We start from the raw sequence: 25,889 nt of genomic DNA, 5'->3' as shown, positions 1-25,889 counted from the left end.
CCACCACCTCGATGCTCGTCGACATCTGGACGATGGCGGCGGCATTCTCGGAGGCCGTGCGCGACAGGCTTTCCACTGACTGGGCGACCTCGTTCACCGATCGGTCAATGGCGCGGATCCCGTCGGTGGTCCGCTGCACTGCCCCTGTCTGGACTTCCGCCGTGTCGAGCCCGCGCTCAACCGCGTCCTTGACCGTGGCCGAGATGGCCCGCAGCTCTTCGACGGCCTCCTTGACCCGGGTAACCGTTCCAGCCAGGCGGCCGAACATGGCATTGAAGTTGTCGGTGAGCAGCCCCAACTCGTCGGACGATTCATCCGTGACCGTGACCGTGAGGTCTCCTTCGGCCCCCCGGTCCATGGCAGATGCCAGATTGTTGACACGAGCCACCAGTTTTCTGGCGGAAAGCATCCAGAGAGCGAAGAGCGACAGCAGGGCGTTGCACCCGAGCATGCTTGCCAGAAGGTGCGCATGTCCCTTGCCGTAGCCGGCTGCTGGTGCATAGGTAAGCGCCAGAACCGCTCCCGTCGTTCCCACGGCGAGGCCGGCGGCGAGCGAAAAACGAATGAGTCTGGACCCCAGGCTGAGATTCTTTGCCACGGCAATCTCCCGGTATATGGTGGTGGTGAGGTGCGCGGAATGCTGACGCGATACGTCAAGTTGCGAGGTTGTATGCAAATGGCATTCCTGATATGGCGTTCGGGTAAAGGCCGGAACAGCGTTATCCAAAAGAGTAAACGCGCGCTCCTTCCTGGTAGAGTTCGATGGGGCCATCTTCGGAAACCTTGATGACCTTCCCCGAAAAGGAAGCTGCCGTGGCCGCGGTGGTGCGACCGCCGCCGGTCACCAGTTCCCGGGCGTGGGAGGTGTCGATGATGACCCCTGTGTCAAGCAGTCTGCCGCGGCGGCTGAAGACGGTCATGCCGTCGGACGAGAGGAGCCGCACCAGTTCGCCCGACTGCTTGAGCTGGCTGATGGTCTTTCCTTTCACCCGCTTTGCCAGCATCATGCCGAGTGGGTCGTCGCCCCCCACCGAGCCCCGCTTGAGGCGGGCGAGTTGCCGGTCCCCCCGTTCCAGGATCAGGACCACCGTGCCGTGGCGGGTTTTGGAGAGGGTATAGAGGGTCCAGGCAAGTTCCTCGATTTCCTCCGGATCGAGGCAGCCGGCCAGGAACGAGCGGAAGATGTCCGGATCGAAGATGCCCCATTGCCCCCTGCGCCGCACCAGAAGCTTGTCGGGGCAGATGATGGCTTCGATTTCCGATGACTCGTTGACTTTGACCGCAAAGGCCCCGGCCCCGGCGTTCCGGAGCAGGGCAAAGACGCTGCGGTGGGCGTTGCGGTCCACCTCGTCCCGTTCGGAAATGCCGCTGGGCTTGACGATGCCGGTGAGCTGCATCTGAACATTGGCGGCAAACAGCGAGTTGGCTCCATCGATGAAGCGGTAGGTGAGGGGATTGTCGAAGAGGGTGGGCGCCAGCGCCTGCTGGGGATTCAGGTCGAGCCATGCGCACTTCTGATGGCGCACCCGCTTGCGGAATTCCACCAGCGTCGTCCGGTACACGAGGAAACCGGTGGTGGCGGGCTTCCCCTCGTAGCGCTGGTAGGAGAGGTTCTTGAGGAGCTGGATCAACTGCTGGATGGACCAGAACGCCTTGCGGTGGTCGCCCCGGAGGAAGCGGGCCACCGTGATGTCCATCAGAGAGGCCAGGAGTGCGGTGCGGAAGTGAGCTGCATAGCCCTCCTGCCTGAAGCCCGAGTAGAGCACGGCAAAGGCGGCCACCAGTTCGCCGCAGAAAATCTCCTCGGTGCGGGTGAAGGGAATGGAGTGCCGGCACGCCGAAAAGAGGTAGGTGACCTCATCGACGACCATGGGTTTGCGCAGGACGTGCCCCCCCTCGGCCTCTTCCTCTCCCGGCCCCGTGAGGGCAACCCGGGCTCCGCCGAGCAGCCCCTGGAGGCTCGGCTTGATGGCATCGAAGACGTCTATGGGCATCGGCGCTCCGCTGGCTGTAAGGTCAATAGCATCGGTACCATTCTATCACCGGGCCGGTCAACTACAATACGTGTCTTTCCGGCGCCGGGAACCACCGGGCCGGTTGCCGTCAAAGAAAAAGGGGAATGGATTACCCATTCCCCTTTTCAGTGGCTCAGTCGCCACAACCGCAAGAATGCATCTCCCGTCCGCCAAACGGCGCTTTCCTGCCGCACTTCTGGCACCGCCAGAAGAGACCGCCTCACCCCGGCAGCAGGAGCATAAGCCCCTGACATTCGGGGCAGCTTTTCTGTGTTTCCATGGAAAACCCCCGACAATTATTCACCCGCTGACAGAGGGGTGTCTGCAAAAACAATGTCAATAATGTGCTAATTTGTATTATGTAACGGCTACCCGGAGCGCCGCCACGCCGACAACCTCGGCTTCCACGGTGTCTCCCGCCACGAGGGGGCCGACGCCTGCAGGGGTTCCGGTCAGGATCACGTCTCCCGGTTCCAGCGTGAAAACTCCCGACATGTAGCTGAGGATCTGGGGAATCCGGTGGATCATGAGGGAGGTGGAGCCGTCCTGGCGCATCTCTCCGTTCACCCGGAGGGTAATGCGCAGGTCGTGGGGGTCGGCCACCCGGCTCGCCGGAACAAAGGCTGAAAGGGGGCAGGAGGTGTCGAACCCCTTGGCGATCTCCCAGGGCAGTCCCTTCTTCTTTAATTCGGCCTGCACGTCCCGCAGGGTCAGATCAATGGCAACTCCGTAGCCGGCCACATGCTCCAGCGCCCGTTCGGGCGGGATGTCTTTTCCCCCTTTTCCGATCAGCAGCGCCAACTCGGCCTCATGGTGGCATTCGCGCGAATAGGAGGGGATGATGATGGTTTCCCCGTCACCGATGACCGCCGTGGCGGGTTTCATGAAAACAACTGGCGCGTCGGGAGTCTCGTTGCCCAACTCCTTGATGTGCTCGGCGTAATTGCGGCCGATGCAGAGTATCTTGCCGATGGGAAACTCATTCCCCGACGGGGAAAGCCTGGCTGTTTTCATCTCGTGCCTCCTTGGGGTGGGTGAGGTCTACAGGTTGCCGGCGCGGCACTGCTCCCGGTCGAGCCTGCACCCCTGCCAGGTGCCGCGCCGACGCAGCTCGTTCACGATCGCGTACCACATCTGGTTGTTCCTCAGGTTCCAGGTGGGCGCCACCCGGATGGCGAGGGGGGCCGAGCCGTAGAGGCGCTGGACGGCAATGCGGGGGGGGAGAAGCTCCAGGAAATCGCAGGCCGTGGTCACGTACTCGGCAAGGGTGATCGGCACGAATTCGCGCCTGAGGTAGAGTTCGGCCAGACGGGTCCCCTGTACCGCATGGAGCTGGTGAAGCTTAACCGAGTCCACCGGCAGCCCCGCAAGCAGGTGCGCCGTTTTCAGGAATCCTTCACGGGTTTCGCCGGGAAAGCCGTAAATGAGATGGGTGCAGAGGGCGATGCCCCGTCCCGCGATCCGATCAACGGTCCGGAGGTACTCGTCCAGGGTATGGCCCCGGTTGATCCGCTCCAGGATGGCGTCGTCCATGGACTGGAGCCCCAGTTCAATGCAGACGTAGTGCTCCCGCGCCAGATCGGCCAGCAGTTCAAGGGCTTCGTCCGCCAGGGCGTCGGGCCTGGTGCCCACCGAGATCCCCACCACGTCGGGATGGGAAAGGGCGCGGGTATAAAGGTCCCGCAAGCGGGCAACCGGCGCATAGGTGTTGGTGAATTTCTGGAAGTAGACGATGAACTTCTCGCTTCCCAGCCGTTGCCGGTGGTAGGCCATGCCCTCGGCCATTTGCAATTCGATCGACTTGTCGGGGACGGTGCCGCCGGGGGAAAAGGATGTGTTGTCGCAGTAGATGCAGCCGCCGGTGCCGCGGCTGCCGTCGCGATTGGGGCAGGTGAAGCCGCCGTCCACGTTCACCTTGCTCACATTGCAGCCGAAGCGGCGGCGCAGCCAGGTGCCGTAGGAGTGGAAACGAAGCTCGGGATGTATGAACAGGTCTGACATGACTTACTCGTCTCGGGTTCGGGGCGGCAGGAGCGCAAGGATCGCCCGGGCGCGTTCCCTGGGGTCCGGGGCGGCGATGATGGCAGAAATCAGGGCAATCCCTGCCGCGCCGGCAGCCAGCGCCTCGGGGATGTTCGCCTCCTTGATTCCTCCCAAGGCGAACACCGGAATGTGTATCTCCTGCGTCGTTGCAGCCAGCTGGCCAATGCCCACCGGCTCACCGTAGGCTGCTTTGGACGGGGTGGGGTAGACCGGCCCGAACGTGATGAAGTCTGCCCCCTGTGCCACGGCTGCTGCTGCCCCGTGGCGGCCGTGACACGAAACACCGATGAGTCGCCCGGAACCGAGCAGTTTCCGAGCCACGGCAGCCGGCATCCCCTCTTCGCCCAGGTGAACGCCGTCGGCCCCCGCGGCCAGGGCGATGTCGACCCGGTCGTTGATCAGGAGCCTGGCTCCGAAGCGGTCGGTGAGGCTGCGCATGGCCCGGGCGAGCTCAAGCAGCGCCCGGGCCGGCAGGTCCTTTTCCCTGAGTTGCACGCACCGCACGCCACCGGCCAGGGCCCCCTCGACCACGGCGAGCAGGTCCCTGCCACCTGTCTGGTGGCGGTCGGTGATCAGGTAGAGCGAAAAATCGACCTTAGCCAATCATCCCCTCGATGGGGCTCGATGCCGTGGCATAGAGTTTCTTGGGAATGCGTCCCGCCAGGTAGGCGAGCCGGCCGGCCCGCACCGCCATGTTCATTGCCTCTGCCATGGCGATGGGATCCCTGGCGCCGGCGATGCCGGTGTTCATGAGAACTCCGTCGATGCCCAGCTCCATGGCGATGGCTGCGTCGGAGGCGGTGCCGACGCCGGCATCGACGATGACCGGCACCTTGACCGCTTCCTTGATGATCAGGATGTTGTACGGGTTCCGGATGCCCAGGCCGCTGCCGATGGGGGCGCCCAGCGGCATGACCGCGGCACAGCCGATATCTTCGAGCTTTTTGCAGACAATGGGATCGTCGCTGGTGTAGGGAAGGACGGTAAACCCTTCCTTCACCAGAATTTTTGCTGCCTTGAGCAACTCTTCATTATCGGGGAAGAGGGTCTTCTCGTCGCCGAGCACCTCCAGCTTCACCAGATCGCTCATCCCGGCCTCCCGGGCCAGCCGGCAGGTCCTGACCGCGTCATCGGCCGTGTAGCAGCCGGCGGTGTTGGGCAGGAGCGTGTATTTTTTCGGGTCGATGAAGTCGAGCAGGCACCCTTTGCCCCGGTCGGCCAGGTTCACCCGGCGTACCGCCACCGTGATGATCTCTGCCCCTGAGACCTCCAGGGACTTGATCATCTGCTCGTTGCTGGCGTACTTGCCGGTGCCGACCATGAGGCGGGAGGAAAACTCGCGGCCGGCGATGACCAGTTTATCGGCTGCATTGGACATGGTGTAATCTCCTTGAAGTGTTTGGATCGCGACGCATTGTCGGGAACGGGCCGGACCGATGCGGCCGGCCTTACCCACCACCTACGAAGTGGACGATTTCCAGCGTGTCGCCCTCTTTGAGGGCAGTGCCCTGGTACTCCGCCTTGGGCAGGATGTCCGTGTTCAACTCCACCGCGACCCTGCGCGGGTCGATGTCGATGGAGTGGAGAAAGTCATGGACGTTCATGGGTGCGATGCTCTTGGCTTCGCCGTTGACGGTTATGTTCATGGGGCCTCCTGTGGGGACGGGGTGAGGTTGTGTAAACAAAAAAGGCCGCAGAAGCGGCCCATGGGTTGTGGTGATCCATGTTCTATCGCTTCCCTACGCCGGTATTACCCGGATCAGGTTCGAAGGGTCGCCCTGCCGTTTCGTGCCGTTCCCGGTTATCCGGGCGCGGTCCGAACGGCATCACAGACGGGCTCTCAGCCGAAACTCCCCTAGCGGTTCGATGGTATGTGATTGTCGAAACAGCCTAACGCACAGACAAAGCTAGCAATTCTCCTCTTTTTCGTCAAGCCTTTTCCCGTTTCGGCAGCCCGGCGCTGCACCGGCGGCTACTCTCTGCGGTTCCGGTCGATGGCATCGATGATCTCCTGGTCCTTTCGGATCGCTTCGGAGCAGAAGTTCCAGATGTGATAGCTCTCAAGCCCCAGAATGGTGATTCCTGCGACGAAAACGGCCCAGTAGTTCTCACCCAGGGATTTGGCGAAATAGTAGAACAGATAGAAGGCGGTCAGGTAGCCCACATGGGCGAACCCGCTGTATTGCTCGGATCCTCCCATCATCCGTGCCAGAATCAGGATGATGGCGGAAAAGGTATAGAGCACGAGCACTCCGCTGATCATGGTCGCTGAAGGCGGTTTCCCCAGAAAGGCCCGGACCGGGTCCGACATGGGAGGCAGAAAGCTGAAGTCCCAGAGGGCGGCGGTGCTCACTGCCAGGAACAGGGCCATGGCCCACAGCCCGCGGCTTGCCGTGACGCGGTAGCGGCGGATGCGCTCGGCCGCTTCCTGCCTCACCAGGTCGCGGTCGGGCGGTGAGATGGGGGTGTCGTGTGAAGGAGAACGTTCAGTGGTTCGCTTCATGGGTGCCGTTTCGATGGTTGACCTGACAGCGGAGTCAGGAGCGGTCCCGTTGGTTGCCGGCCGGTTCGTCTGGGGTGGCCTGGTCCGGTGACTCCCGCCGCTCCTTCAACTGGTGGGCCAGCTCCTGGTAGGCACGGGCCAGTTCTCCCACTTCATCGCGGTAGGCGGGTGCCTTGCGGCTCAGGTCTCCCCTCTTGACGGCGGTAACGTAATCGGCCAGTTCGCGGACCGGCAGCAGTACGTTCCGGCGCAGCAGGGCCGAGACTCCTCCCACGGTCAGGAGCAGCACCATCAGGCAGAAGACGACCATCCTTCCCTGCATGACGTTGAGGGTCTTCTGGAGCGGGGCTTCGGACAGGCCGATGTCGAGGGTGCCGAGCACCTTCTGGTTCGGGCTGTGGACGTGGCACGAGGCATTGAAGCATTCGGGCTCATTGTACACGGGAACGGTTATGGCAATGACGTGCCGCCCCTTTTCATTGATGAAGCGTCGGGCCTGGTCCATGCGCCCCATGCTGGTGAGGGGGACCGGGCCGGAGTGGCAGGCCACGCATCCCGCCTCTTTCTTGTCCAGGAGTTTTCCGATGTCCTCGGTGTGGGCCGAAAACATGATAACCCCTTTCTTGTTGAAGATGCGGGCGTGCTCGACCCCTTTCTGCTGCCCCACGTTGTCGATGATGTTGCGCAGGGTTTCCCGGTCATCCTTGAGCATGGCATAGCGTGCCGACTTGACGATGGTATCCGCCAGATTGGTTTCATGCTGAATGGCGTCGTTCAGCATGTCGGTCTTGATGACCGAGTAGAGGAGGATGCAGCAGACGATGACGAACCCTGTCACGGCGATTGCCGGCGGGACAATGGCTTTTGCGGCGAAACTCCGGGGCATGGGATCTCCTTTAAAAAGAAGTTTTCATGGTGAAGGTTAACCTCAATTATACAAAATGCAAGGGCGGGGTTGATGCCCCCGCCCTTTTCAGTACTGCCTGGAGTGATGTCAGGTGGTTACATGTTGTGGCATTTGACGCAGTCCTCCCGGACGCTGAATGCGGTCTTGCCGTTGTGGCAGGCGCCGCACGATTTGCCCTTCTCCATTTCGTGCATCGTCACGACCTTCGTGCTCCGGCCCGTCTTGTAGAGCTTGGTGTGGCAGTCGGAGCACGTGTACATGGAGAGGTGCAGGGCATGGCTGAAGGTGGCCGGACCGGCTCCCTTGACCTTGTAGTTCACGTCCTTCACCGGGTGACACTTGGCGCACTGCTTCACGTCGAAGACCGTTTTGCCGTTGTGGCAGGCACCGCATGATTTGCCTTTCTCCATGGCGGCCATGCCAACCGGCTTGTTCCTTCCCGGTACGTAGAGCTTGTTGTGGCACTGGTCGCACTTCATCTTGCCGGCGTGCAGCTTGTGGCTGAAAATGATCTTGCCCGTGCCGGGCGAAGAGAGGGTGACCTCCTTCACCATGTGGCAGGTGGCGCATTCGTTGAGTCCGAAGGCAGTCTTGCCGTTATGGCAGGCTCCGCACGACTTGCCCTTTTCCATGTCGGCCATGGTTGCGCGCCTGTTGGGGCCGGCGTTGAAGAGCTTGGGGTGGCAGGCGTTGCAGTTGTCATAGACGGCCAGGTGCTTCTGGTGGCTGAAGGGGGTCGGCCCCGTGGCCTTGACCTGATACGTGATCTCCTTCACCGCGTGACAGCGGGCGCATTCCTTCAGGGGGAACACCCCCTCCTTGCCATTGTGGCAGGCGCCGCACGATTTGCCTTTTTCCATGTCGGCCATGGTGTAGGCGACCTTCTTCCTGAGGCTGAAGATTCCGTCGTGACACGCCTTGCAGTTGTTTTCAATCCCCTTCTTGCCAATGTGAGCCTTGTGGCTGAAGACTACCCGGCCGGCGTCCTTCGTCTGGAACACCGCATCTTTAATGGTGATGCCGTAGGCGAAACCGGCAAGTGAGATGATACATACCGCGAGAAGAGGTAAACAGCGGAATCTCATGGTAGCCTCCTGTGGCAAGTGGATGCTTGTATGCTGTATGCACAAAGCAGATGGATTATAAGTAACAGGTATAAATTAGTCAATTTTAAATACTGTTCTGGTCTGGCGGATAGTGGATTTCCGGCGATTTCCACAAAAAAGGCGAAACGGATCGGACCGTTTCGCCTGTGGCTCTGCCGGGGGGTGTTCAGTGATGCTCAACCTCTTCCCAGCCATCCCACATGGGTTTGAAGTGGGCAAGGGGGGTGTGCCCCATGGTGGCCAGGTAGACGTGGACGAAGAGGAAGGCGAAGAAGCAGCACGCGATCAGGAAGTGGGCGCTCACGAGGATTTTGAGCCCTCCCATGAGCAGGATCAGTTCGCGCAGGGGCGCCACGTTCAGGATCAGGATGCCGGTCATGATCACCAGGGGCATCAGGGCGAGCATGAGTCCCATGTAGGCCACCTTCTGCATGGGGTTGAACTTGTCGTCAGGGGTGGCATGGTGGGGGCTCTGCCCTCCTTTGAAGAAGTAGTAGAAGTAGTAGAGCACCTGCCGGAAGATTCCCATTTTGATGTCATAGGTGTTCGGCACATAGAGCTTGAACAGGTTGCCCTTGACGATCAGGTAGTAGGCAAGCCAGACGGCATAGAAGATCGATACCGTGATCCCTGCCGTGTTGTGGAGCCTGATGGCTGCCTTGTAGGTCCCGAAGATGTTCACATATTCGGGGAAACGGATCTGGATGCCGGTCAGGCAGAGGGTCACGATCCCGAGAGCGTTGATCCAGTGCCAGATCCTGACCGGCATCGGGGTGAGGTAGATGAATTCCTTATGTTCGGCATGCTCGTTATGGGCGCTCATGGCTCAGTGCTCCTTTCTGTTTTTCCGGGTCAGGAATCTGAAGGTCCCGTGAATTCCCGCGAACGCGATGCCGCCGCTCACTATCAGGCCGCCGATGATGGACAGTGCCGTGCTGCGGGTGGAGCCCATCATGTAGAAGTCGGGGGTCCCGTAGAGAAGGTCAAGGACTGCGCCTTTTTCAACCGCGACGCGACTGTAGGTGCCGTTTTTGTCGGGAAATGCGACGAAGCTCGTCTGCATGGCCCGGGGACCCGATGCGTGGCAGAAGGTGCAGTCCCAGCGGTTATCCAGAATCTGATAGGTGTGGGTTATCTTTTCAGGGGTCATCATCCCCCAGAGCCTCATGCCGTCATGCCGGGCGTTTTTGTTGAACGAGCGCAGCTCGGCCAGGGAAATATAGTTGTCGCCATTGGTGTCGATGATCGCCTTCACGTCCCGGTCGCCCGGAAGGGCGCGGGAGAGGTCGTCGTAGGTCGCCGTTTTGAAGTCGCTCTGGGGTTTTTCCCCGGCCCGCTTCTGGATGTACATGGTGATCACGTAATTCTCGGAGCCGGTATGGCAGGTGATGCACGGCAGCGCATCGATATGCAGGTCCGCCTGGGGAAGCCACTTGCTGTGAACCTCGACCATCTTTGCCGTCTCATGGCACTTGGCGCACTTGGCGTTCATGTCACGGCCGGAGGTCAGGGCGGGCGGCTTCACTGCGTGGGGATCATGGCAGTCGGCGCAGCCGGCATTGTTGGCGTGGAGGCTCGCACCGTATTCTTTGGCGATCGGCGAATGGCATTCGCGGCATGCAGCCCGCGAGGGACGGATTCCATCGTCGGGATGGCTCGCTGTGACGCTGTCGTGGCATGAGGTGCAGCCGATGATGGCGTGGGTGGTGCGGCTGTATTTGGCGGCATCGATGTAGAGGTGGGAGCCGCTCTTCCCGATTTCCTTGTCGCTGTGGCAGCCGAGGCAGACATCGGCCGCCTTGTCCCCGGCCAGGGCCGCGGCGGGGAGTATCGCGAGGAGCGACAGCACAATTGCCGTCTTCCGTAGGGTGCGCATCGTGTGCCTCCTTGAGGTGATGTCGGGGCCGGCTCCCTGGGGGCCGGCCGGGCTCCGTGGCGCGCGGGGCGTCGCTCCCGCGCCGGCTGACTAGTGGTGCGCCTCTTCCTTGGCCATGGCCGGCTCTTTCCGGAGTCCCTTGGCAAAGCCGAGCATCATGAGGACGGCGGGCAGCAACTGTGCCACGATGATGAGAGCGCAGAATCCGAGGAATATCCATACGAAGACGCCGCTGTTGTCTTCCCGTGCTCCCGAGGCTGCCAGCGCCGGTACGACGCTGCCGAGCCAAAGTGCCGCTGCCTGTGTGATCGTTGTGGGTTTCATGGCTGTTTCCTCCTCCGTCGAGTTGTATGGCTCTTGCTATTGATGATTGAGTTGCTTTGCTCGATGAGCCGGACTGTTACCGCGCCGGCCGGCAACTGAGCAGACTGTCGAACGCGCAGCGCACGGCTTGGCGTATTTCTTCCTTGTCCTCCGGCTTGCTGGGCTTCAGGGCGTGGTAGAAAATCCCTTCCTTCCGGAGCTTTCTCATGGTCGGCAAAGACGCCTCATCGGATACCAGAATGATCGTCAGGTCACGGTTGCACTTTTTGAGCAGAGGAACCAACTCGCCGGCCTTGAACTCATCGAACTCGCTCCCCATCAGCACAACCTGGGCCGCCTTCTTGAGGATTCCATAGATCGCGTTGGCCGCCGAGGTGGTCACGATGACGTTGTATCCCGCCTCGATGAAGAGATCAGCCATCTGCTTGCGAGCTTCCGTATCATTGTCCGCTATGAGAAGTCCTAACATGGTCGTCCCTCTCTCTGTCGGCTTCGCTGTGGCAGCTCGTTCCGCGCCGCTTACGCCGTTTCGTTGCCCGATGCCCCGGTGGTGATGTCTTTTGCCGGCCTGATGAACAGCCCCTTGATCATCGCTCCGAAGAGCATGAGCCCCGGCAGGAGCTGGAGCACAATGATCAGGGCGCCGAATGCGAGAAACGAGGTTACCAGCAGGCCGTTCCCCTCTGATTCCGCTCCGCTGGCCGCCCATGCCGTGCCTGCCGTTGCCAGTGTCATCATCAATGCTTTCGCGGTCGTTTTCATATCAATCCTCCCTGATCCGGAGATGTGAGCCCTTTGATGTCAGGTAGTGCACTCGTCATGCCATGATGAGATTTTTTTATTAAAACTCTCTACTTTGTTGAAATGACAGAATTATTTTGCCGGGCTCAGCGGTGCGTGTCCCACTGGGCCTGCAGGGGCTGTATGGCTACTCTATACACGGAAGCCAATAGCGTCTGGCTTGCGGAGAGACCTTGCGCTGTGCAACTGATTGAAGTTGCGTTGGTTATTGGGGTTGAGGGTGGTGTATAAAAAAATATACAGTTGTTTTTAGTTGTAACATGCTGAAAATGCGAACTTTTGGTAAAAGGTGTATGCAACTCTTTCTGCCCAGGCGTTGTCAATGGGTTTGACTTCCCCACATGATTGAGGTAATTTAAAAACAGCTAATATTTGTCTATATTTGTCAGGGGGTTAATCTGTCTGGAACCATAGAGTCCATGTCGCTGCTCTCATGAAAACATAGCGCGGGGACGGCAACGGAAAGGGGATGGTGGCGGATGGAAAACATTGATGTACTTGTAGTTGACGATGAAGCGGTCATCCGGGAGGGACTGCGGAGGATCCTCGAAAAGGAGGGCTACCATGTGGAGACCTCCGCCAGCGGACAGATTGCCCTGGAGAGGCTGCAGGATGAGAACTACGGCCTGGTTATCACTGACCTCAAAATGCCCGGCATGAGCGGCATGGAGGTTCTCAAGGCAATCAAGATCCTGCAACCCGAGGTTCCCGTCATCATCATTACCGGATTCTCCACTGTGGACACCGCAGTCGAGGCCATGAAAAACGGCGCCTTCGACTATATCGCGAAGCCCTTTACCCCGGACCAGATCACGGAGAAAGTGAGGAAAGCCCTTGAGCAGCGAGCCGTACTGCTCGAGAATATCTTTCTGAAAAAGGAGCTGGGCGAGCACCACGGCTTCGACACCTTCGTGGGGGAGAGCAAGGAGATGCAAAAGGTTTACCGCCGCATCATCCAGGTTGCTCCCACCGACAGCACCGTTCTCATTACCGGCGAAAGCGGCACCGGCAAAGAACTGGTGGCCCGGGCCGTCCACAATAACAGCCACCGACGCGACAACCCCTTTGTGGCCGTGGACTGTACCTCCCTTGCCGAGAATCTCCTGGAAAGCGAGCTGTTCGGCCACGTCAAGGGGTCGTTCACCGGAGCCATCCAGACCAAGACCGGCCTGTTCAAGGTGGCCGACGGCGGCACGCTCTTTCTGGACGAAATCTCCAACATCAGTCTCACCACCCAGGCAAAGCTGCTGCGGGTGCTGCAGGAGCGGGAGATAACCCCCATCGGCAGCACCCAGCCGATCCCCATCGACATACGTCTCGTGGCAGCCACCAACAAAAACCTGCGCACTCTCGTCTCCCAGGGAACTTTTAGGGAGGACCTCTTCTTCCGGCTCAACATCATTCCCCTTGATCTGCCGCCCCTGCGGGAGCGCACGGGAGATCTCCATCTTCTTATCGGGCATTTCCTCTCCACGTTTTCCGAGGAGATGGGGCGGGATATCCGCGGGCTCGCCCCCGATGCCCTAGCCCTTCTGGAAGGCTATGCCTTTCCCGGTAACGTACGTGAGCTTGAAAACATCATTGAACGGGCCGTTGTCCTTGCAGAGGGGGACCTGATTCAGAAGGAGGACCTTGAGCTTCGCGTCGCTACGGACGCCCAGGCCGGGGGGGGCGGCTATGTGCCCCAGAACGTGGAAGAGCTCAAGGAAACAAAGCGCCAGATTCGGGAGCGGGCCGTGGAGCCCATAGAGAAGGCCTTCGTGCTTCAGGCGCTCAAGCGCAACAACTGGAACATTACCCGGGCCGCCGAGGAGACGGGGATGCTGCGGCCCAACTTCCAGGCATTGCTCAAGAAACTCCGGATTTCGGTCCGTAACCAGATGCCCAACTGAACGTACCGGCCACACAGTCTCACATACAAAAAGGGGCGCTCTATCGAGCGCCCCCTTTTGTATGTGGTCGTTTTGCTGTCTGCACCGCTCGCTGCCGGGTCAGGCGTTTCCCTGCCGCGGGCCGGCTGCCGCCTCAAGGGGGGCCTCGTGAACAAGTGGGAGGCGTATGGTGAAGGTGGTCCCCATTCCTACTCTGCTCTGCACGTCGATCCTGCCGCCATGCCCCTCGATGATTCCGTAGGAAACCGAGAGGCCCAGCCCCGTCCCCTTGTTTTCCTTGGTGGTAAAGAAGGGGTCGAATATCTTGCTGATTATTTCATCGGGAATCCCGCAGCCCGTGTCGGCAATTTCCACGCTGACCTCCTCATTCACATGATCGAGCCCTGTCCTGATGTGCACCTCTCCTGAACCGGCAATGGCGTGGCAGGCGTTCAGCAGGAGGTTGATGAACACCTGCTCTATCTGGTGGGGGTCAAGGAGCATTTCAGGTATGTCCGGGTTGTACTCCTTGACCACGGTGATGTCGTGGAAGCATGACTGATGGACCACCAGGGTCAGGGTGGCGTCCATGATGGCGTTGACGGACGACGGTCTTTTCTGCGGAATCGACTCCCGCGAGAAATCAAGCAGGCCCTTGACGATCTTGGCGCAGCGCTGGGTCTCCTTGACGATCAGGTCCAGGTCGGCCTTGAGTGACGGGTCGAGCTTCTTGTCGCTGGCCATGAGTGACGCAAAGACCAGAATGCCGGTCAGGGGGTTGTTGATTTCGTGGGCAATGCCGGCCACCAGCTCTCCCAGTGAGGCAAGCTTTTCGGAATGGACGAGCTGGGCCTGAATTCTCTTGAGCTCCTGGGTCCGCTCCTCGACCTTTACCTCCAGGTTTTTGCCCCAGTCTTCGAGCTCGCCATGGACCTTCTTGAGGTTCACGGTCATGGAGTTGAAGGCCGAGGCCAGTTCACCCAGCTCATCATGGGACGACAGCGTCACCCGCGTGTCCATATCCCCCTCGCCGACCTGCTGGGTAAGCCTGACCAGTTGTCGCACCGGCCGATTGACGAGACGCTGGGTGAAAAAAGTGAGGCAGAGGGCGATGAGCGTGATCTGCAGCACCGTCAGAACGATGATTTCGTTGCGGTAGGCATAGACCTTCTGGTGCATGGGGTCGAGGGAGACGATGACGTCGAGAACCCCCAGGACTTTCGCCTCCTTCGGGTGGTAGTGGCAGGGGGCGGTAAAGCAGCGCTCGTCGTTGTAGATGGCCTTTGCCAGGCCGAGAACCTGTTTACCTTCCCTGTCGGTGAAGAGGCGGCTGCGGTTCATGGTGGTGGCATGGACCAGGGGCGAGGGGCCCGAATGGCACATGTTGCACGCCTCGGCCTTTTTGTCCAGGAAGTAGCCGATTTCCCTCTGATCCGTGGAGTGGGTCACCTGGCCGAATTTGTTGATCATTCTGATCCGCTGGGTGATCCCCTTCTGGCTCCCGACCTCGTTGATGATCTGGTAGGCGCGCTCGCGGTTGTCTTCGAGCATGTGGTAGTGGGTGGTGCGAATGATCGTTTCGCTGAGCTTGTCGGCATCGGAAACCGCCTCTTCGAAGAGGAGTTTTTCCAACTGCTCCACGTTGATGTAGGCAAAGAGCCCCATAGTTACGAGGAGCACGAAGCTGGTGGCAATCGTTAATTTGGCGAGCAGGCTCAGGCGCACGGCAGCGGTTCCCGATTACGTGACGGAGTTGCTGTTATGTGGCTGTGGATATCGTGGTAACAAAAGATTAATGTGCGCAGCATTAATAGTCAAGCTGCTTGTGACCACAGATTCGGAGTCTCCGGAGGTGACACCGGCGGGAATAGGATGTATGATGTGAAATGCTTGACCTGAGCGGCAGGAAGAGCAACAAGGTGCTTCACGAGGTGGTAATGACCGGACCGAAACGTAGAGAATCCTATTTTCCCTTTGAACTGCACATGTCCGGCCGGGCGTGGCAACGCCTCGACCTGGAAACGGCAGCCAGGGGCCTTCCGCTGTCAGGGGGGCGCATTCTTTTCCTGCGCCGGATTGCCGAGCGACTTGATACCGTTCCCGAGGTGGCGGGGCGCCAGGTCTCAGCCGGAGCCCTTAACCTCTATACGCTTCTGCTCCGGGCCTTGCGCGGCATGGTCGACCTCTACGAAGAAAAGGGGCTGCCGGGAGCGCTCCTGTCGTCACTGGGAGCGGCCGGGGCCGTCTGCGGTGAAGACGCTGTCGCGGCGGTTGAGCGGAGTTTCGTGGAGCTTTTCCCTCCTGCCGCGGTACTTCTTGACGGAGAGAGCCCCGATCGCTTTCTGGGCGGTGCCGCATACCGTGAGCAGCGGCGCCGTCATGTGGCGACCGAGCTCCTGCTCCTGCGGGTGGCGTCGGAAAACCGGGCGATCGATACCTTCCGCCACCTGTTTGACGACGGCGAGCTGGCAGCCGTTTCTCCCTACCGACGCGTGATGGAGTCGGTCGAGGGCACGCTCGGAACGCTCCCGCCCGTACCGGGACTCGGCCTGGCCCTTCCCGAACTGCTGCGTGCCCCCCTCAAGGCCGCGCCCGACTCCCTGGCGGGGCAACTGTCATTTATCCGGGAGCAATGGGGGGTCTTTCTGCCGACCGAGCTCGTGGAGGAGTTGGCCATCGCCTTTGGCATCCTTGAGGAGGAAACCCGCGCACGCTGGGGAGGCGCCGGGCCTCCACAGGTTCTCAGATTCGGACCCGGGGCCGGGTTCGCCGGTCCTGACGACCACTATCCGGAGCCCGAGCGGTTCTCCCCCGACGTGGACTGGATGCCGAACGTGGTCCTCATGGCAAAGATGGTCTACGTGTGGCTCGGGCAGTTGTCCCGTTGGTACGACCGCGAGATCACCCGCCTGGACCAGATTCCCGATGCGGAACTCGACAAGCTGGCCCGCTGGGGCATTACGGGACTCTGGCTCATCGGCATATGGGAGCGCTCCAGCGCCTCGCGCGCCATCAAGCACCGCTCCGGCAACGTCGATGCCATCGCGTCTGCGTACTCTCTGTTCGATTACCGGATCGCCGACGACCTGGGCGGATGGGACGCGCTCCACGACCTGAAGGAACGGGCGCTACGCCGCGGCATCCGCCTTGCCAGCGACATGGTCCCCAACCACACCGGCATCTACTCCAAGTGGATCGTGGAGCACCCCGACTGGTTCATCCAGCTCGACTACCCGCCATATCCCACGTACCGCTTTACCGGCCCCGATCTCTCCGGCTCGCCCGAGGTGAGCGTTCACATCGAGGACGGTTACTGGGACCGCACCGACGCCGCCGTCGTCTTCAAGCTGTACGACCATCGGGACGGGGCCACCCGCTACATGTACCACGGCAACGACGGCACGAGCACCCCCTGGAACGACACGGCCCAACTGGACTACCTCAAGCCGGAAGTGCGCGAGGCGGTGATCCGGACCATTCTCCATGTGGCCCACAACTTCCCCATTATCCGGTTCGACGCGGCCATGACCCTGGCCAAGCGCCACTACCAGCGCCTCTGGTTTCCCCAGCCGGGTCACAGCGGAGTCCCCTCCCGGGCCGAGCACGGCATGACCAGGGCCGCTTTTGATGCCGCCATGCCCGAGGAGTTCTGGCGTCAGGTGGTGGACCGGGTTGCCGCCGAAGCGCCCGATACCCTGCTGCTGGCCGAGGCCTTCTGGCTGATGGAGGGATACTTCGTCCGGACCCTCGGCATGCATCGGGTGTACAACAGCGCCTTCATGAACATGCTCAAGATGGAGGAGAACGCCAAGTACCGCCAGACCATCAAGAATGTGCTGGCCTATGATCACCGCATTCTCCAACGGTTCGTGAACTTCATGAACAACCCCGACGAGCGGACCGCCGTAGAGCAGTTCGGCAAGGAGGGAAAGTACTTCGGTGCCGCGGTGCTGCTGGTCACCATGCCGGGGCTTCCCATGCTCGGCCACGGACAGGTCGAAGGATTCCACGAGAAGTACGGCATGGAGTACCGGCGCGCCTACTGGGACGAACCGGTGGACGAGCATTTGGTGTCCGGCCACGAGCGGTGGATCTTCCCGCTCATGCGCCGCCGCCCCCTTTTCTCCGGGTCGGGCAACTTCGTGCTCTATGACTTTTTCGTGAACGGAGCGGTAAACGAGGATGTGTTCGCCTACTCCAACCGCCGGGGAGACGATCGGGCGCTCGTTGTCTTCCATAACCGGTTTGCCGCCACTTCCGGCTGGATCAGGAGTTCATGTGCCAAGGTCGCCAACCCCGAAACGGGCGACACGACCTCCGTCCAGACCGACCTGGGGACTGTCCTCGGCTTGAACGGCGATGGTCGGCACTACTACGCGTTCCGCGACCACGCGACAGGGCTCGAGTACCTGAGAAACGGTCGCGAGCTTTGCAGGGAGGGGCTGTTCGTTTCCCTGGAGCCGTACGAGTTCCACGTGTTCCTCGATTTCAGGGAGATCCGTGATGACGATTTCGGAACCTGGGGCCACCTCTGCCATCGGCTGGGCGGGGGTGGGGTGCCGAGCATCGACGAGGAGGTCAAGCTTGTCCGCCATGGGACGCTTGTGGCGCGTTTCACCGACCTCTGGGACGAGCCGGCGGTGCTTGACGTTCTCGCCTCCGCCGGCAGGGTGACCGCGGCGCGCCGGAAGGCGACGGCTGCGTTCCGTGAGAAGCTCATGGCGTTCCTGACGGAGCTTGCCCGGGAGACAGGGGCGGCCGGCGAGATGGGGGACGTGGCTGACACGATCATGGCCCGGCTGGCCTTGGGAGTGAAGCCGGCCGCAGCCAGGCCGGAAGAAGCGGACGAGCATGACCCCGGCACCTGTGCCGCCCCCGGGGACGCTCTGCTGGGCCGGCTGATCCGCGGGAGCCTCGCGGTTGTCGGCGAAGCGGGACGACTCGCCGGCGCTGACGGCTACCGCGCCCGTTCCGCCGAATGGTTTGCGACCCTGGGGCTGCGGCGAGCCCTGGCCGACATCTTCCGCCCGGCATGCGGCACCGGCGACGATGAGGCGCTGTGCGCGGATCGGGCGGTCCTCCTGGTCGAAGTGCTCCTGGGACTGGAGCGCCTCGATACCGCAGAGGCCCTGCGCCGCTGTCTGGCGAGACTTTTTACCGACCGATCGGCAGCCCGTTTTCTTGGCGTCCATCGAAGCGGAGGCGTCGACTGGTTCGTGCAGGAGCCGTTCGAGACGCTGGTGGGCTGGATCCTGTTCCTCGCAGACCGGGATGCCGCCGTTGCGAAGCAAAGGGGCGAGCGGGCCGGCACCACAAGGATGATTGCCCACGAAGCGGTGCGCCTGGAGGCGATGGCGCGTACGGCCGGCTATCGGGTCGATCTTATGCTTGCTGCCCTGCTGGAAACGCCGGAGCGGAAACATACCCACTCCGGCAAGAAACCCGCTTCGGTGCGCGCAACTCGTTGCAAACGGTGACGCGATAGCGTGTTTCCGTGAGTGGAAACGGAGTTAATGGGCCTGCTTGCATGGTGGAGGAGAAAAAGGCTGCGCAGGGGCGAGTTTCCCCCCCAGTGGCTGGAAATCGTTGAACGCAATGTGCCGTTCTACAGTCGCCTGTGCGCTGACGACCGGCAGGAGTTGCTGCGGCACGTGCGGGTGTTCGTGGAGGAAAAGAGCTTTGAAGGCTGCGGCGGCATCCGGATGACCGACGAGATAAGGGTCACCGTGGCTGCCCTTGCCTGCCTGCTCATCCTCCATCGGCCCGGTGATTACTTCCCGCACCTTTCGTCGATCGTCATCTATCCGGACGAGTACGTCGGCCAGCGGCAACGCTGGGACGAGGGAGGGGTGGTCACCGAGGGGCCCGAGCCCCGGGTGGGCGAGTCATGGGAGTTGGGGACCGTTGTCTTGTCCTGGAAGGATGTGGTGCTGGACACCCAAACACCCGATGACGGGTTCAACGTGGTGTTTCACGAATTCGCCCACCAGCTCGACCACCAGGACCGGCTCACCGATTACGACGGCTTTCTGCCCAATGAGCCCGAACAGTCACCCTGGCGTGAGATCCTGGAACAGGAATACCGGCGCCTCATTGACGACGACGAAGCCGGCCGCTGGAGCTTTCTCGATCCCTATGGGGCCGAGAGCCCTGCGGAATTCTTCGCCGTGGCGACCGAGAGTTTCTTCGAGATGCCCGGTGAGTTGAAGGCCCGCCATCCGGAACTCTACGGATTATTGCGTTCGTACTATCGCCAGGACCCCGCTGTCTGGGAATAACCTTCGTCTGGGTAGGTCTCCGCCACCTCGATCTCGATGTAGTCCGAGAAGTTGGGGTCGCCGGCGCGGCGCAGGGTCACCTCGGTTGAGACGAGCCTCTTGTTGACGTAGGAGTAGCCGGACAGAACGATGATCTGGGCCGACGTCTTGATGCCGAAAACCTCGGCGGGCGTCGGCACCCCCTCAACATCCCCAGCCACGATCACGGTCCGATGGATCTCTTTCAGCCTCCGGTCGAAGAACTGTTCCACCTCCCTCAGGTCTCCCTTTACCGCATAGACCACGTTGCGCCGCAGGGGCTCATTCTCACGGATCTGAAACACGCGGGAATCGGGGAAACGGCCGGTCCGCGGCTCAGGAGCGGGAATGTCCACGGCGGGAATGATCCGCTGTCTTTTCCATGAGGTGGCAAAATCGCTGCTCACGGGGATGTGGAGTTCGTAAACCGCCACCGTTAGCGGAACGAGCGGCTTGCTGGTCTTGATGTCCCGGATCGTGCCGTCGGAAATTTCAATGGTATCCGGTTCGCCTTCCACCTTTCGCGTAATGGTGATTGCTGCGTCAAGGACGGTCCGGTCCCACGCGAAGTCGCCATAGTAGGCGGCCCCGTAGATGCTGATACCCCGGGAGATCAGGCTTTCATTGAGCTTGCGCACGTTTCTGCTGGTAATTCCCCGGTCCGAGGTGATGGTCACGAGACGGCGGTCTCCCTCGGTGGTAACCGTGATATCCCGGTACTGGAACGAGGGGGAGAAGAGGGGGGCGAGGGTCCGTTCAGCCGGAGAGGCCTCGGGCGCCTCCACCGCAAGGTAGTCCTGGGGGGCCGCCGGAACCACTGCCTGCACGGGTGCTGCCAGCAATATCGCACTACCTGCCGTTGCCGCCAGGGCCTGTCTCGCGAAGAGAATGTATCTGTCCAAACGCACGGGGGTCTCCTTTCGAGCTGGTTCGCTTCCGTCAATGACACCCATGGAGAGATTCATCCCGCCAGGGAGGAAGACGAATGGTCCGTATCTGGTGCTGCCGGAGGATGGGTTGGATTGTGGGTGGTGAGGATTGTCTAATTATGCATGTCGGCTACTCGATTTCCAGCAAAATAGTTGGGCGGGGCGGTGCATCGGCATTGGCCGAGCCCGGGCCGGAAAGCGCAAATGGGGCTGCGGCGTGTGCCGCAGCCCCATCGTGTATGCTGGAGCCACCGATCCGACTTGAACGGACGACCTGCTGATTACGAATCAGCTGCTCTACCGACTGAGCTACGGTGGCATGCAATACTTCATGTAACTTTGCTGAATTGCGAGACTGAATTGTATGCTCGGCCACAGGATTTCAGAAAAAGTGTCGTAAATGCGTTGTGGCGATACCTGTATTTACCCGAATGCCGGGCAGGTGTCAATATGTAATCCCTGCCGCTAGCGGGTTGCCGTCCGCTGCTTTTCCATGGCGTCGTCCATCACCTTGTAGGCACAGAACTCGCCGCACATGGTGCAGGCGCCGTGCTCGGCCACGCCCGACTCGGCGCGCATGCGCCGGGCTTTTTCCGGGTCGAGGGCCTGTTCGAATTGCCCTTCCCAGTCCAGTTTCTTGCGGCATTTGGCCATGGCGATGTCCTTGGCCATGGCCCCCTTGACCCCTTTGGCGATATCGGCGGCATGGGCGGCGATGCGGGAGGCGATGACCCCCTCGCGGACGTCTTCCACGCTCGGCAGTCGCAGATGCTCGCTCGGCGTCACGTAGCAGAGGAAGTCGGCCCCGGCCGCTGCGGCGATGGCGCCGCCAATGGCGCAGGTGATGTGGTCGTAGCCCGGAGCGATATCGGTTACCAGGGGCCCGAGGACGTAGAAGGGAGCGCCGTGGCAGAGCCGCTTCTGGAGGAGAATGTTCGCTTCGATCTGGTTGAGCGGCACGTGCCCGGGGCCTTCGATCATGACCTGAACCCCCACGTCCTGGGCCCGCTGGGTCAGCTCGCCCAGAAGGATCAACTCGTGGATCTGGGCCCGGTCAGTGGCATCCGCGAGGCAGCCGGGGCGGAAGCCGTCCCCCAGCGACAGGGTCATGTCGTACGCCTTGACGATGTCGAGCAGCCGGTCAAAGTGCTCGAAGAGAGGGTTTTCGGCGTTGTTGTAGGTCATCCACTCAACGGTGAAGGCGCCGCCGCGGGAAACCACGTCCATGATGCGTCCCTCGTTCTTCATGCGCTCGACCGTGGCGCGGGTCACGCCGCAGTGGACGGTGATGAAGTCGACCCCGTCCTCGGCATGCTTGATGATTCCCTCGAAGATATCGTCCACGGTCATGTCGACGATGGCCTTTTTCTTGGTTCTGACCGCATCGAGGGCCGCCTGGTAGAGGGGGACGCTGCCGATGCAGGCATTGGTCTCGGCGATGATCGCGCGGCGGATTTCGTCCACCGGTCCGCCGGTGGAAAGATCCATGATGGCGTCGGCGCCGTGGTGAACCGCCACCCGGGCCTTCTCAAGCTCCTTGGTGATATCCGTGTCGTCGGCGGAGGTGCCGATGTTCGCGTTGACCTTGGTCCGCAGCCCTGTGCCCACTGCCAGGGGGCGGCCGTTGTGGTGCTTGTTGTTGTGGCAGATGATGATGGTCCCGTCGGCAATGCCCGCCCTGATGAATTCGGGCGATACCCCTTCGGCCAGGGCGGCCTCTTTCATCTTGTCGGTGATGATACCGTTGCGGGCGTATTCCAGTTGCGTCATAGCCATGTGTCGATACTCCTTGGTCGTTATCCGGGTGATTTCTGCCGGTCCTCGATCACCGGTCCCTGACGTCCTCCGCGGCGAGGATATGGTTGACCGGTCCGTGTCCGCGTCCCAGGGGCTGGGCAAGGCGGATGGCAGCGGTGATGTAGCGTTTGGCCCGGGCGATCGCTTCGCGCAAGGGGTCGCCCTGGGCCAGATAGGCGGCAATGGCCGAGGAGAAGGTACAGCCGGTGCCGTGGGTGTTTTTCGAGAGGATTCGCGGTGAGGCGAAGCGGTGGAAGGCTGCCCCGTCGAAGAGGATGTCCACCGAGTCGCCGGCCAGCAGGTGGCCGCCCTTGATGAGAACGTTGCGCGCCCCCAGCCGGTGCAGGCGGCGGGCCGCCTCCCGCATCGATTCTTCGTCGGAGATGCTTGCGCCGGTGAGCCGCTCGGCCTCGGGTATGTTGGGGGTAACCAGGTAGGCGAGGGGAAAGAGCCGCGCCTTGAGCACGCTTACCGCTCCGCGGTCGATCAGGTTCGCCCCCCCCTTGGCCACCATGACGGGATCGACCACTACCATTCGCCGCCGGTACTCGACAAGCTTCGAGGCGATGGCGACGATGGTTTCCGCCGAGAAGAGCATGCCGGTCTTGACCACATCCACGGGAATGTCGGAGAAGACCGCGTCGAGCTGGTCGGCAACGAACGCCGGCGGTACGCCGTGGATGCCGCTGACCCCCCGGGTGTTCTGGGCTGTCAGGGCCGTGATGACCGACGAACCGTAGCTCCCGAGCAGGGTGACGGTTTTCAGATCTGCCTGGATGCCCGCGCCTCCCCCGGAATCGCTGCCGGCCACGGTAAGGACGGAGCCGCGCGGAAACGGTGCGCGCCGGTTGAAGAGCAGGGCTAGCTCGGTGGCCGCCAGGGCCGGGTCGGGCTGGGACAGGACCGCCGATATGACTGCCACGGCATCGGCACCGGCGTCGATGACACGGGCGCCGTTATCGCGGGTGATGCCGCCGATGGCGACGATGGGGATGCTGATGGAGCTCCGGATGGCCGCAAGCAGCTCCGGTCCGGCCACGTGCTCGACCTCCTTGCTCCGGGAGGGGAACATGGCGCCGAAGCCGATGTAGTCCACCCCGGCCGCCTGGGCCTCCAGGGCTTCGCTCAGAGTGTGGGTGGACACGCCGATGATCGTGCCGGGGCCGAGAACGCGCCGCGCTTCGCGGGGGTCGCCGTCCCCCTGGCCCAGGTGGAGGCCGTCGGCCTTGAGGCTTGCGGCCATCTCCAGGTCGTCGTTCACGATGAAGGGGATGCTCCGCCTGCGGCACAGCTCCCGCAACTCAAGGCCGAGGGTGAACCGGCCCTCCCGGTCCAGATTCTTGTTGCGGTACTGGACCACCCGGGCACCGCCGTCAATGGCCGCCTCAACGCGCGTGATGAGGTTGTCGTCGTGGTCGGTCACCAGGTAGAGCCCCCTGATGACCGAGTCGTGCTTGTCCCGGTTGACGACGAGCCGAAGCGTGTGACCGTTAGAGGCCATGGCAGGAAATCTCCTCAAAAAAAAACCGCGACGGCAAAGTCGCGGTTCCAGAAAAGACGTACGGATGATTGTTTCTGGCCGCTTCCCTACGCCGGTATAAACCGGATCAGGTTCGAAGGGTTCGGGCGTGGCCCGTCTCAGTTCCCAGGAACTCCCCCAGCAGACTATGTGTGTAAACAAAGCTAAACGATAATCCCCCACAAGTCAACGGAATTAACGTGGATTTGCCGGGCGGTAAGGCGCAGGTTTTCATCCTTTACAGCCGGGAAGAGAAGTGGTACCTAAAGGGGCATGGACAGCCGGCCCACCATTGCTGAAGTCGATCTCGCCGCCCTCCGTCACAACTACGACCTCGTCGCCCGTACGATTCCCCAGGGGTGCGGCATCCTGGCGGTAGTCAAGGCCGACGCCTACGGCCACGGCTTCATGGATATCGCCCGCGAGCTGGAGGCCCTGGGAGTGACCGCCTTCGGCGTTGCCTTCCTGGCCGAGGGAATTCAACTGCGCAAGAGCGGCATCGATCGTCCCGTCCTGATCCTGGGAGGGGTTTATCCCGGCCAGGAACGCAAGTGCGTGGGGTTCAACCTGTCCACGGCCTTGTTCAGCCTGGAGCAGGCGCGGGTTCTGGACGATGCGGCCGGCCGCCTGTATCGCCGGGCAAGGGTCCATGCGAAGATCGATACCGGCATGGGGCGCCTCGGCATCCCCCACGAGGAGGCGCAGGCCTTCTTTCGCGCCCTGCGGGAGTTGAAGCACCTGGACCTGGAGGGGATCATCTCCCACTTCGCCTCCGCCGACGAACTCGACGAAGATGGCCGGCGCTACTCCGATCTCCAGGCGGGCCGGTTTGCCGCGGCTGTCGCGGCGGCCCGCCACGAGGGATTCGAGCCGCGCTATGTCCATATCGCCAACAGCGCGGCAGCCTTCGGCATGGACCTGCCGTTCTGCAACCTCGTCCGGCCCGGAATCGTCCTCTATGGCGCGCTCCCTTCCGGCGACTTCGAGGGAAAGATGGCGCTCAAGCCCATCATGCGCCTGCGCAGTTCCATCGCCTTGCTCAAGTGGGTTGAGCCGGGCACGAGCATCAGCTACGCCCGCCGCTTCACCGCCCCTGACCGGCGACTCGTGGCCAGTATTCCGGTCGGCTACGCCGACGGTTACAGCCGTTCCCTCACCAACCGCGCGGAGGTTGTCGTGCGCGGTCGGCGCGCTCCGGTCGTGGGCACCGTCTGCATGGACTGGATCATGGCCGACGTGACCCACATCTCCGGCGTGACCGTTGGCGACGAGGTGACGCTCCTGGGGTGCGACCGGGAGGGGAACTGCGTCCGTGCCGAAGAGCTTGCCGAGTGGGCCGGCACCATCCCCTACGAAATTTTCTGCGGCATCAGCAAGCGGGTGCCGCGCATCTACCTCAACCCGTCGATCAGGCACAGGTGAGGAGAAAGGAACCTCCGATGACCGAAGGCATCAAGCTGACATCGCTCGTCAAAGCAGCCGGCTGAGCGGCAAAGCTGGGCCCGGCGGGCCTGGAACAAGCGCTGAGCGGCATGGTTCGGGAAGACGATCCGAATCTGCTGGTGGGGCCGGAAACCGCCGACGACGCGGGGGTGTACCGGATAGGGGAGGGGCTCGCCCTGGTGGAGACGGTGGACATCATCACCCCACTGGTGGATGATCCCTACACCTTCGGCCGGATCGCGGCGGCCAATGCCCTGTCGGATGTCTTCGCCATGGGCGGGCGGCCGGTCACGGCCATGAACCTCGTCTTCTTCCCGGCGTGCGCGCTGCCGGGGTCGGTCCTTTCCGCCATTCTGGCCGGCGGGCACGACGCCCTGCGCGAGGCGGGGGCCTGTCTCGTGGGCGGCCATACGGTGGAGGACGACGAGCTCAAGTACGGCCTGGCCGTGACCGGACTCA

At 61.8% G+C, this 25,889-nt stretch carries 24 protein-coding genes, 1 tRNA gene and 2 riboswitches; of the genes, 5 read left to right on the top strand and 20 right to left on the bottom strand.

The genetic code is table 11. The annotated features are described in order from the left end of the window. From AC6CDK_RS16190 to AC6CDK_RS16120, 15 genes are all read right to left on the bottom strand, one after another. Positions 1 to 598, bottom strand: a 598-nt coding sequence (locus tag AC6CDK_RS16190) for a HAMP domain-containing protein (RefSeq protein ID WP_496639915.1), incomplete at its 3' end; no start/stop codon positions are given. Between the two features lie 121 nt (positions 599 to 719). Next, the gene (locus AC6CDK_RS16185) at positions 720 to 1,994 is read right to left on the bottom strand and encodes a hypothetical protein (protein ID WP_066357008.1); all 1,275 of its coding nucleotides are present in this window, start codon (positions 1,992 to 1,994) and stop codon (positions 720 to 722) included. Between the two features lie 378 nt (positions 1,995 to 2,372). After that, a complete protein-coding gene (locus AC6CDK_RS16180; RefSeq protein ID WP_039642860.1) occupies positions 2,373 to 3,029 on the bottom strand; it encodes a fumarylacetoacetate hydrolase family protein in 657 nt (218 codons plus the stop codon). 27 nt (positions 3,030 to 3,056) lie between these two features. Continuing rightward, complete coding sequence (gene mnmL / locus AC6CDK_RS16175) at positions 3,057 to 4,016, bottom strand: tRNA modification radical SAM protein MnmL/YtqA (protein ID WP_192905628.1); 960 nt, start codon at positions 4,014 to 4,016, stop codon at positions 3,057 to 3,059. A 3-nt stretch (positions 4,017 to 4,019) separates the two neighbouring features. Next, the gene (gene thiE, locus AC6CDK_RS16170) at positions 4,020 to 4,661 is read right to left on the bottom strand and encodes a thiamine phosphate synthase (RefSeq protein ID WP_039642864.1); all 642 of its coding nucleotides are present in this window, start codon (positions 4,659 to 4,661) and stop codon (positions 4,020 to 4,022) included. Beyond that, positions 4,654 to 5,436: a thiazole synthase gene (locus AC6CDK_RS16165; protein WP_039642866.1), complete on the bottom strand. Its 783-nt coding sequence runs from the start codon at positions 5,434 to 5,436 to the stop codon at positions 4,654 to 4,656. The genes thiE and AC6CDK_RS16165 overlap by 8 nt, the downstream gene beginning before the upstream one ends. 70 nt (positions 5,437 to 5,506) lie before the next feature. After that, the gene (gene thiS, locus AC6CDK_RS16160) at positions 5,507 to 5,704 is read right to left on the bottom strand and encodes a sulfur carrier protein ThiS (protein ID WP_039642869.1); all 198 of its coding nucleotides are present in this window, start codon (positions 5,702 to 5,704) and stop codon (positions 5,507 to 5,509) included. Positions 5,705 to 5,777: 73 nt separating this feature from the next. Next, a riboswitch (TPP riboswitch) is annotated at positions 5,778 to 5,925 on the bottom strand. Between the two features lie 105 nt (positions 5,926 to 6,030). Beyond that, positions 6,031 to 6,561 carry a menaquinol oxidoreductase gene (locus AC6CDK_RS16155; protein WP_039642871.1) on the bottom strand — a complete coding sequence of 177 codons (531 nt, stop codon included), beginning with the start codon at positions 6,559 to 6,561 and terminating at the stop codon, positions 6,031 to 6,033. A 34-nt stretch (positions 6,562 to 6,595) separates the two neighbouring features. Beyond that, positions 6,596 to 7,447, bottom strand: a complete 852-nt coding sequence (locus tag AC6CDK_RS16150) for a HAMP domain-containing protein (RefSeq protein ID WP_039642874.1) — start codon at positions 7,445 to 7,447, stop codon at positions 6,596 to 6,598. A 116-nt stretch (positions 7,448 to 7,563) separates the two neighbouring features. After that, entirely contained in the window at positions 7,564 to 8,553 is a 990-nt protein-coding gene (locus AC6CDK_RS16145) for a cytochrome c3 family protein (RefSeq protein ID WP_039642876.1), read from the bottom strand. 187 nt (positions 8,554 to 8,740) lie between these two features. Beyond that, positions 8,741 to 9,397, bottom strand: a complete 657-nt coding sequence (locus AC6CDK_RS16140) for a cytochrome b/b6 domain-containing protein (protein ID WP_066357012.1) — start codon at positions 9,395 to 9,397, stop codon at positions 8,741 to 8,743. 3 nt (positions 9,398 to 9,400) lie between these two features. Then, a complete protein-coding gene (locus AC6CDK_RS16135) occupies positions 9,401 to 10,450 on the bottom strand; it encodes a cytochrome c3 family protein (RefSeq protein ID WP_039642881.1) in 1,050 nt (349 codons plus the stop codon). Between the two features lie 90 nt (positions 10,451 to 10,540). Next, positions 10,541 to 10,774, bottom strand: coding sequence for a hypothetical protein (locus AC6CDK_RS16130; protein ID WP_039642883.1), 234 nt, complete (start codon positions 10,772 to 10,774; stop codon positions 10,541 to 10,543). A 76-nt stretch (positions 10,775 to 10,850) separates the two neighbouring features. Further along, positions 10,851 to 11,243, bottom strand: a complete 393-nt coding sequence (locus tag AC6CDK_RS16125) for a response regulator (RefSeq protein ID WP_039642885.1) — start codon at positions 11,241 to 11,243, stop codon at positions 10,851 to 10,853. Between the two features lie 50 nt (positions 11,244 to 11,293). Next, a complete protein-coding gene (locus AC6CDK_RS16120; RefSeq protein WP_039642887.1) occupies positions 11,294 to 11,536 on the bottom strand; it encodes a hypothetical protein in 243 nt (80 codons plus the stop codon). Positions 11,537 to 12,054: 518 nt separating this feature from the next. Between AC6CDK_RS16120 and AC6CDK_RS16115 the strand changes: the two genes are divergently transcribed. After that, positions 12,055 to 13,467, top strand: coding sequence for a sigma-54-dependent transcriptional regulator (locus AC6CDK_RS16115; protein ID WP_192905627.1), 1,413 nt, complete (start codon positions 12,055 to 12,057; stop codon positions 13,465 to 13,467). A gap of 99 nt (positions 13,468 to 13,566) precedes the next feature. Here the strand turns inward: AC6CDK_RS16115 and AC6CDK_RS16110 are convergent, their stop codons facing one another. Beyond that, complete coding sequence (locus AC6CDK_RS16110) at positions 13,567 to 15,171, bottom strand: sensor histidine kinase (protein WP_039642891.1); 1,605 nt, start codon at positions 15,169 to 15,171, stop codon at positions 13,567 to 13,569. A gap of 212 nt (positions 15,172 to 15,383) precedes the next feature. Here AC6CDK_RS16110 and AC6CDK_RS16105 point away from each other — a divergent pair, with 212 nt between their 5' ends. Both AC6CDK_RS16105 and AC6CDK_RS16100 read left to right on the top strand, forming a co-directional pair. Then, entirely contained in the window at positions 15,384 to 18,923 is a 3,540-nt protein-coding gene (locus tag AC6CDK_RS16105) for an alpha-amylase family glycosyl hydrolase (RefSeq protein ID WP_192905633.1), read from the top strand. A gap of 36 nt (positions 18,924 to 18,959) precedes the next feature. Then, entirely contained in the window at positions 18,960 to 19,724 is a 765-nt protein-coding gene (locus AC6CDK_RS16100) for a M90 family metallopeptidase (RefSeq protein WP_039642892.1), read from the top strand. On the opposite strand, the gene AC6CDK_RS16095 is transcribed toward AC6CDK_RS16100, so the two are convergent. From AC6CDK_RS16095 to thiD, 4 genes are all read right to left on the bottom strand, one after another. Continuing rightward, positions 19,694 to 20,650, bottom strand: a complete 957-nt coding sequence (locus AC6CDK_RS16095; RefSeq protein ID WP_066357014.1) for a hypothetical protein — start codon at positions 20,648 to 20,650, stop codon at positions 19,694 to 19,696. The two genes, AC6CDK_RS16100 and AC6CDK_RS16095, sit on opposite strands and share 31 nt — an antisense overlap. A 264-nt stretch (positions 20,651 to 20,914) precedes the next feature. After that, a tRNA-Thr gene (locus AC6CDK_RS16090) sits at positions 20,915 to 20,990 on the bottom strand. A 146-nt stretch (positions 20,991 to 21,136) separates the two neighbouring features. Continuing rightward, complete coding sequence (gene thiC / locus AC6CDK_RS16085; protein ID WP_039642896.1) at positions 21,137 to 22,447, bottom strand: phosphomethylpyrimidine synthase ThiC; 1,311 nt, start codon at positions 22,445 to 22,447, stop codon at positions 21,137 to 21,139. A gap of 49 nt (positions 22,448 to 22,496) precedes the next feature. Then, the gene (gene thiD / locus AC6CDK_RS16080; RefSeq protein ID WP_192905626.1) at positions 22,497 to 23,969 is read right to left on the bottom strand and encodes a bifunctional hydroxymethylpyrimidine kinase/phosphomethylpyrimidine kinase; all 1,473 of its coding nucleotides are present in this window, start codon (positions 23,967 to 23,969) and stop codon (positions 22,497 to 22,499) included. Positions 23,970 to 24,035: 66 nt separating this feature from the next. Next, positions 24,036 to 24,137, bottom strand: a riboswitch (TPP riboswitch). Between the two features lie 123 nt (positions 24,138 to 24,260). Between thiD and alr the strand changes: the two genes are divergently transcribed. Both alr and selD read left to right on the top strand, forming a co-directional pair. Beyond that, the gene (alr, locus tag AC6CDK_RS16075) at positions 24,261 to 25,409 is read left to right on the top strand and encodes an alanine racemase (protein WP_192905625.1); all 1,149 of its coding nucleotides are present in this window, start codon (positions 24,261 to 24,263) and stop codon (positions 25,407 to 25,409) included. A 17-nt stretch (positions 25,410 to 25,426) separates the two neighbouring features. After that, positions 25,427 to 25,889: selenide, water dikinase SelD (gene selD / locus AC6CDK_RS16070; RefSeq protein WP_496639914.1), on the top strand; the 463-nt coding region annotated here is incomplete at its 3' end.

Source organism: Geobacter sp. PheSNFMC (assembly GCF_059620965.1).
Note: the sequence above shows the minus strand (reverse complement) of the source record. Positions and strands in the feature narration are given on the sequence as shown.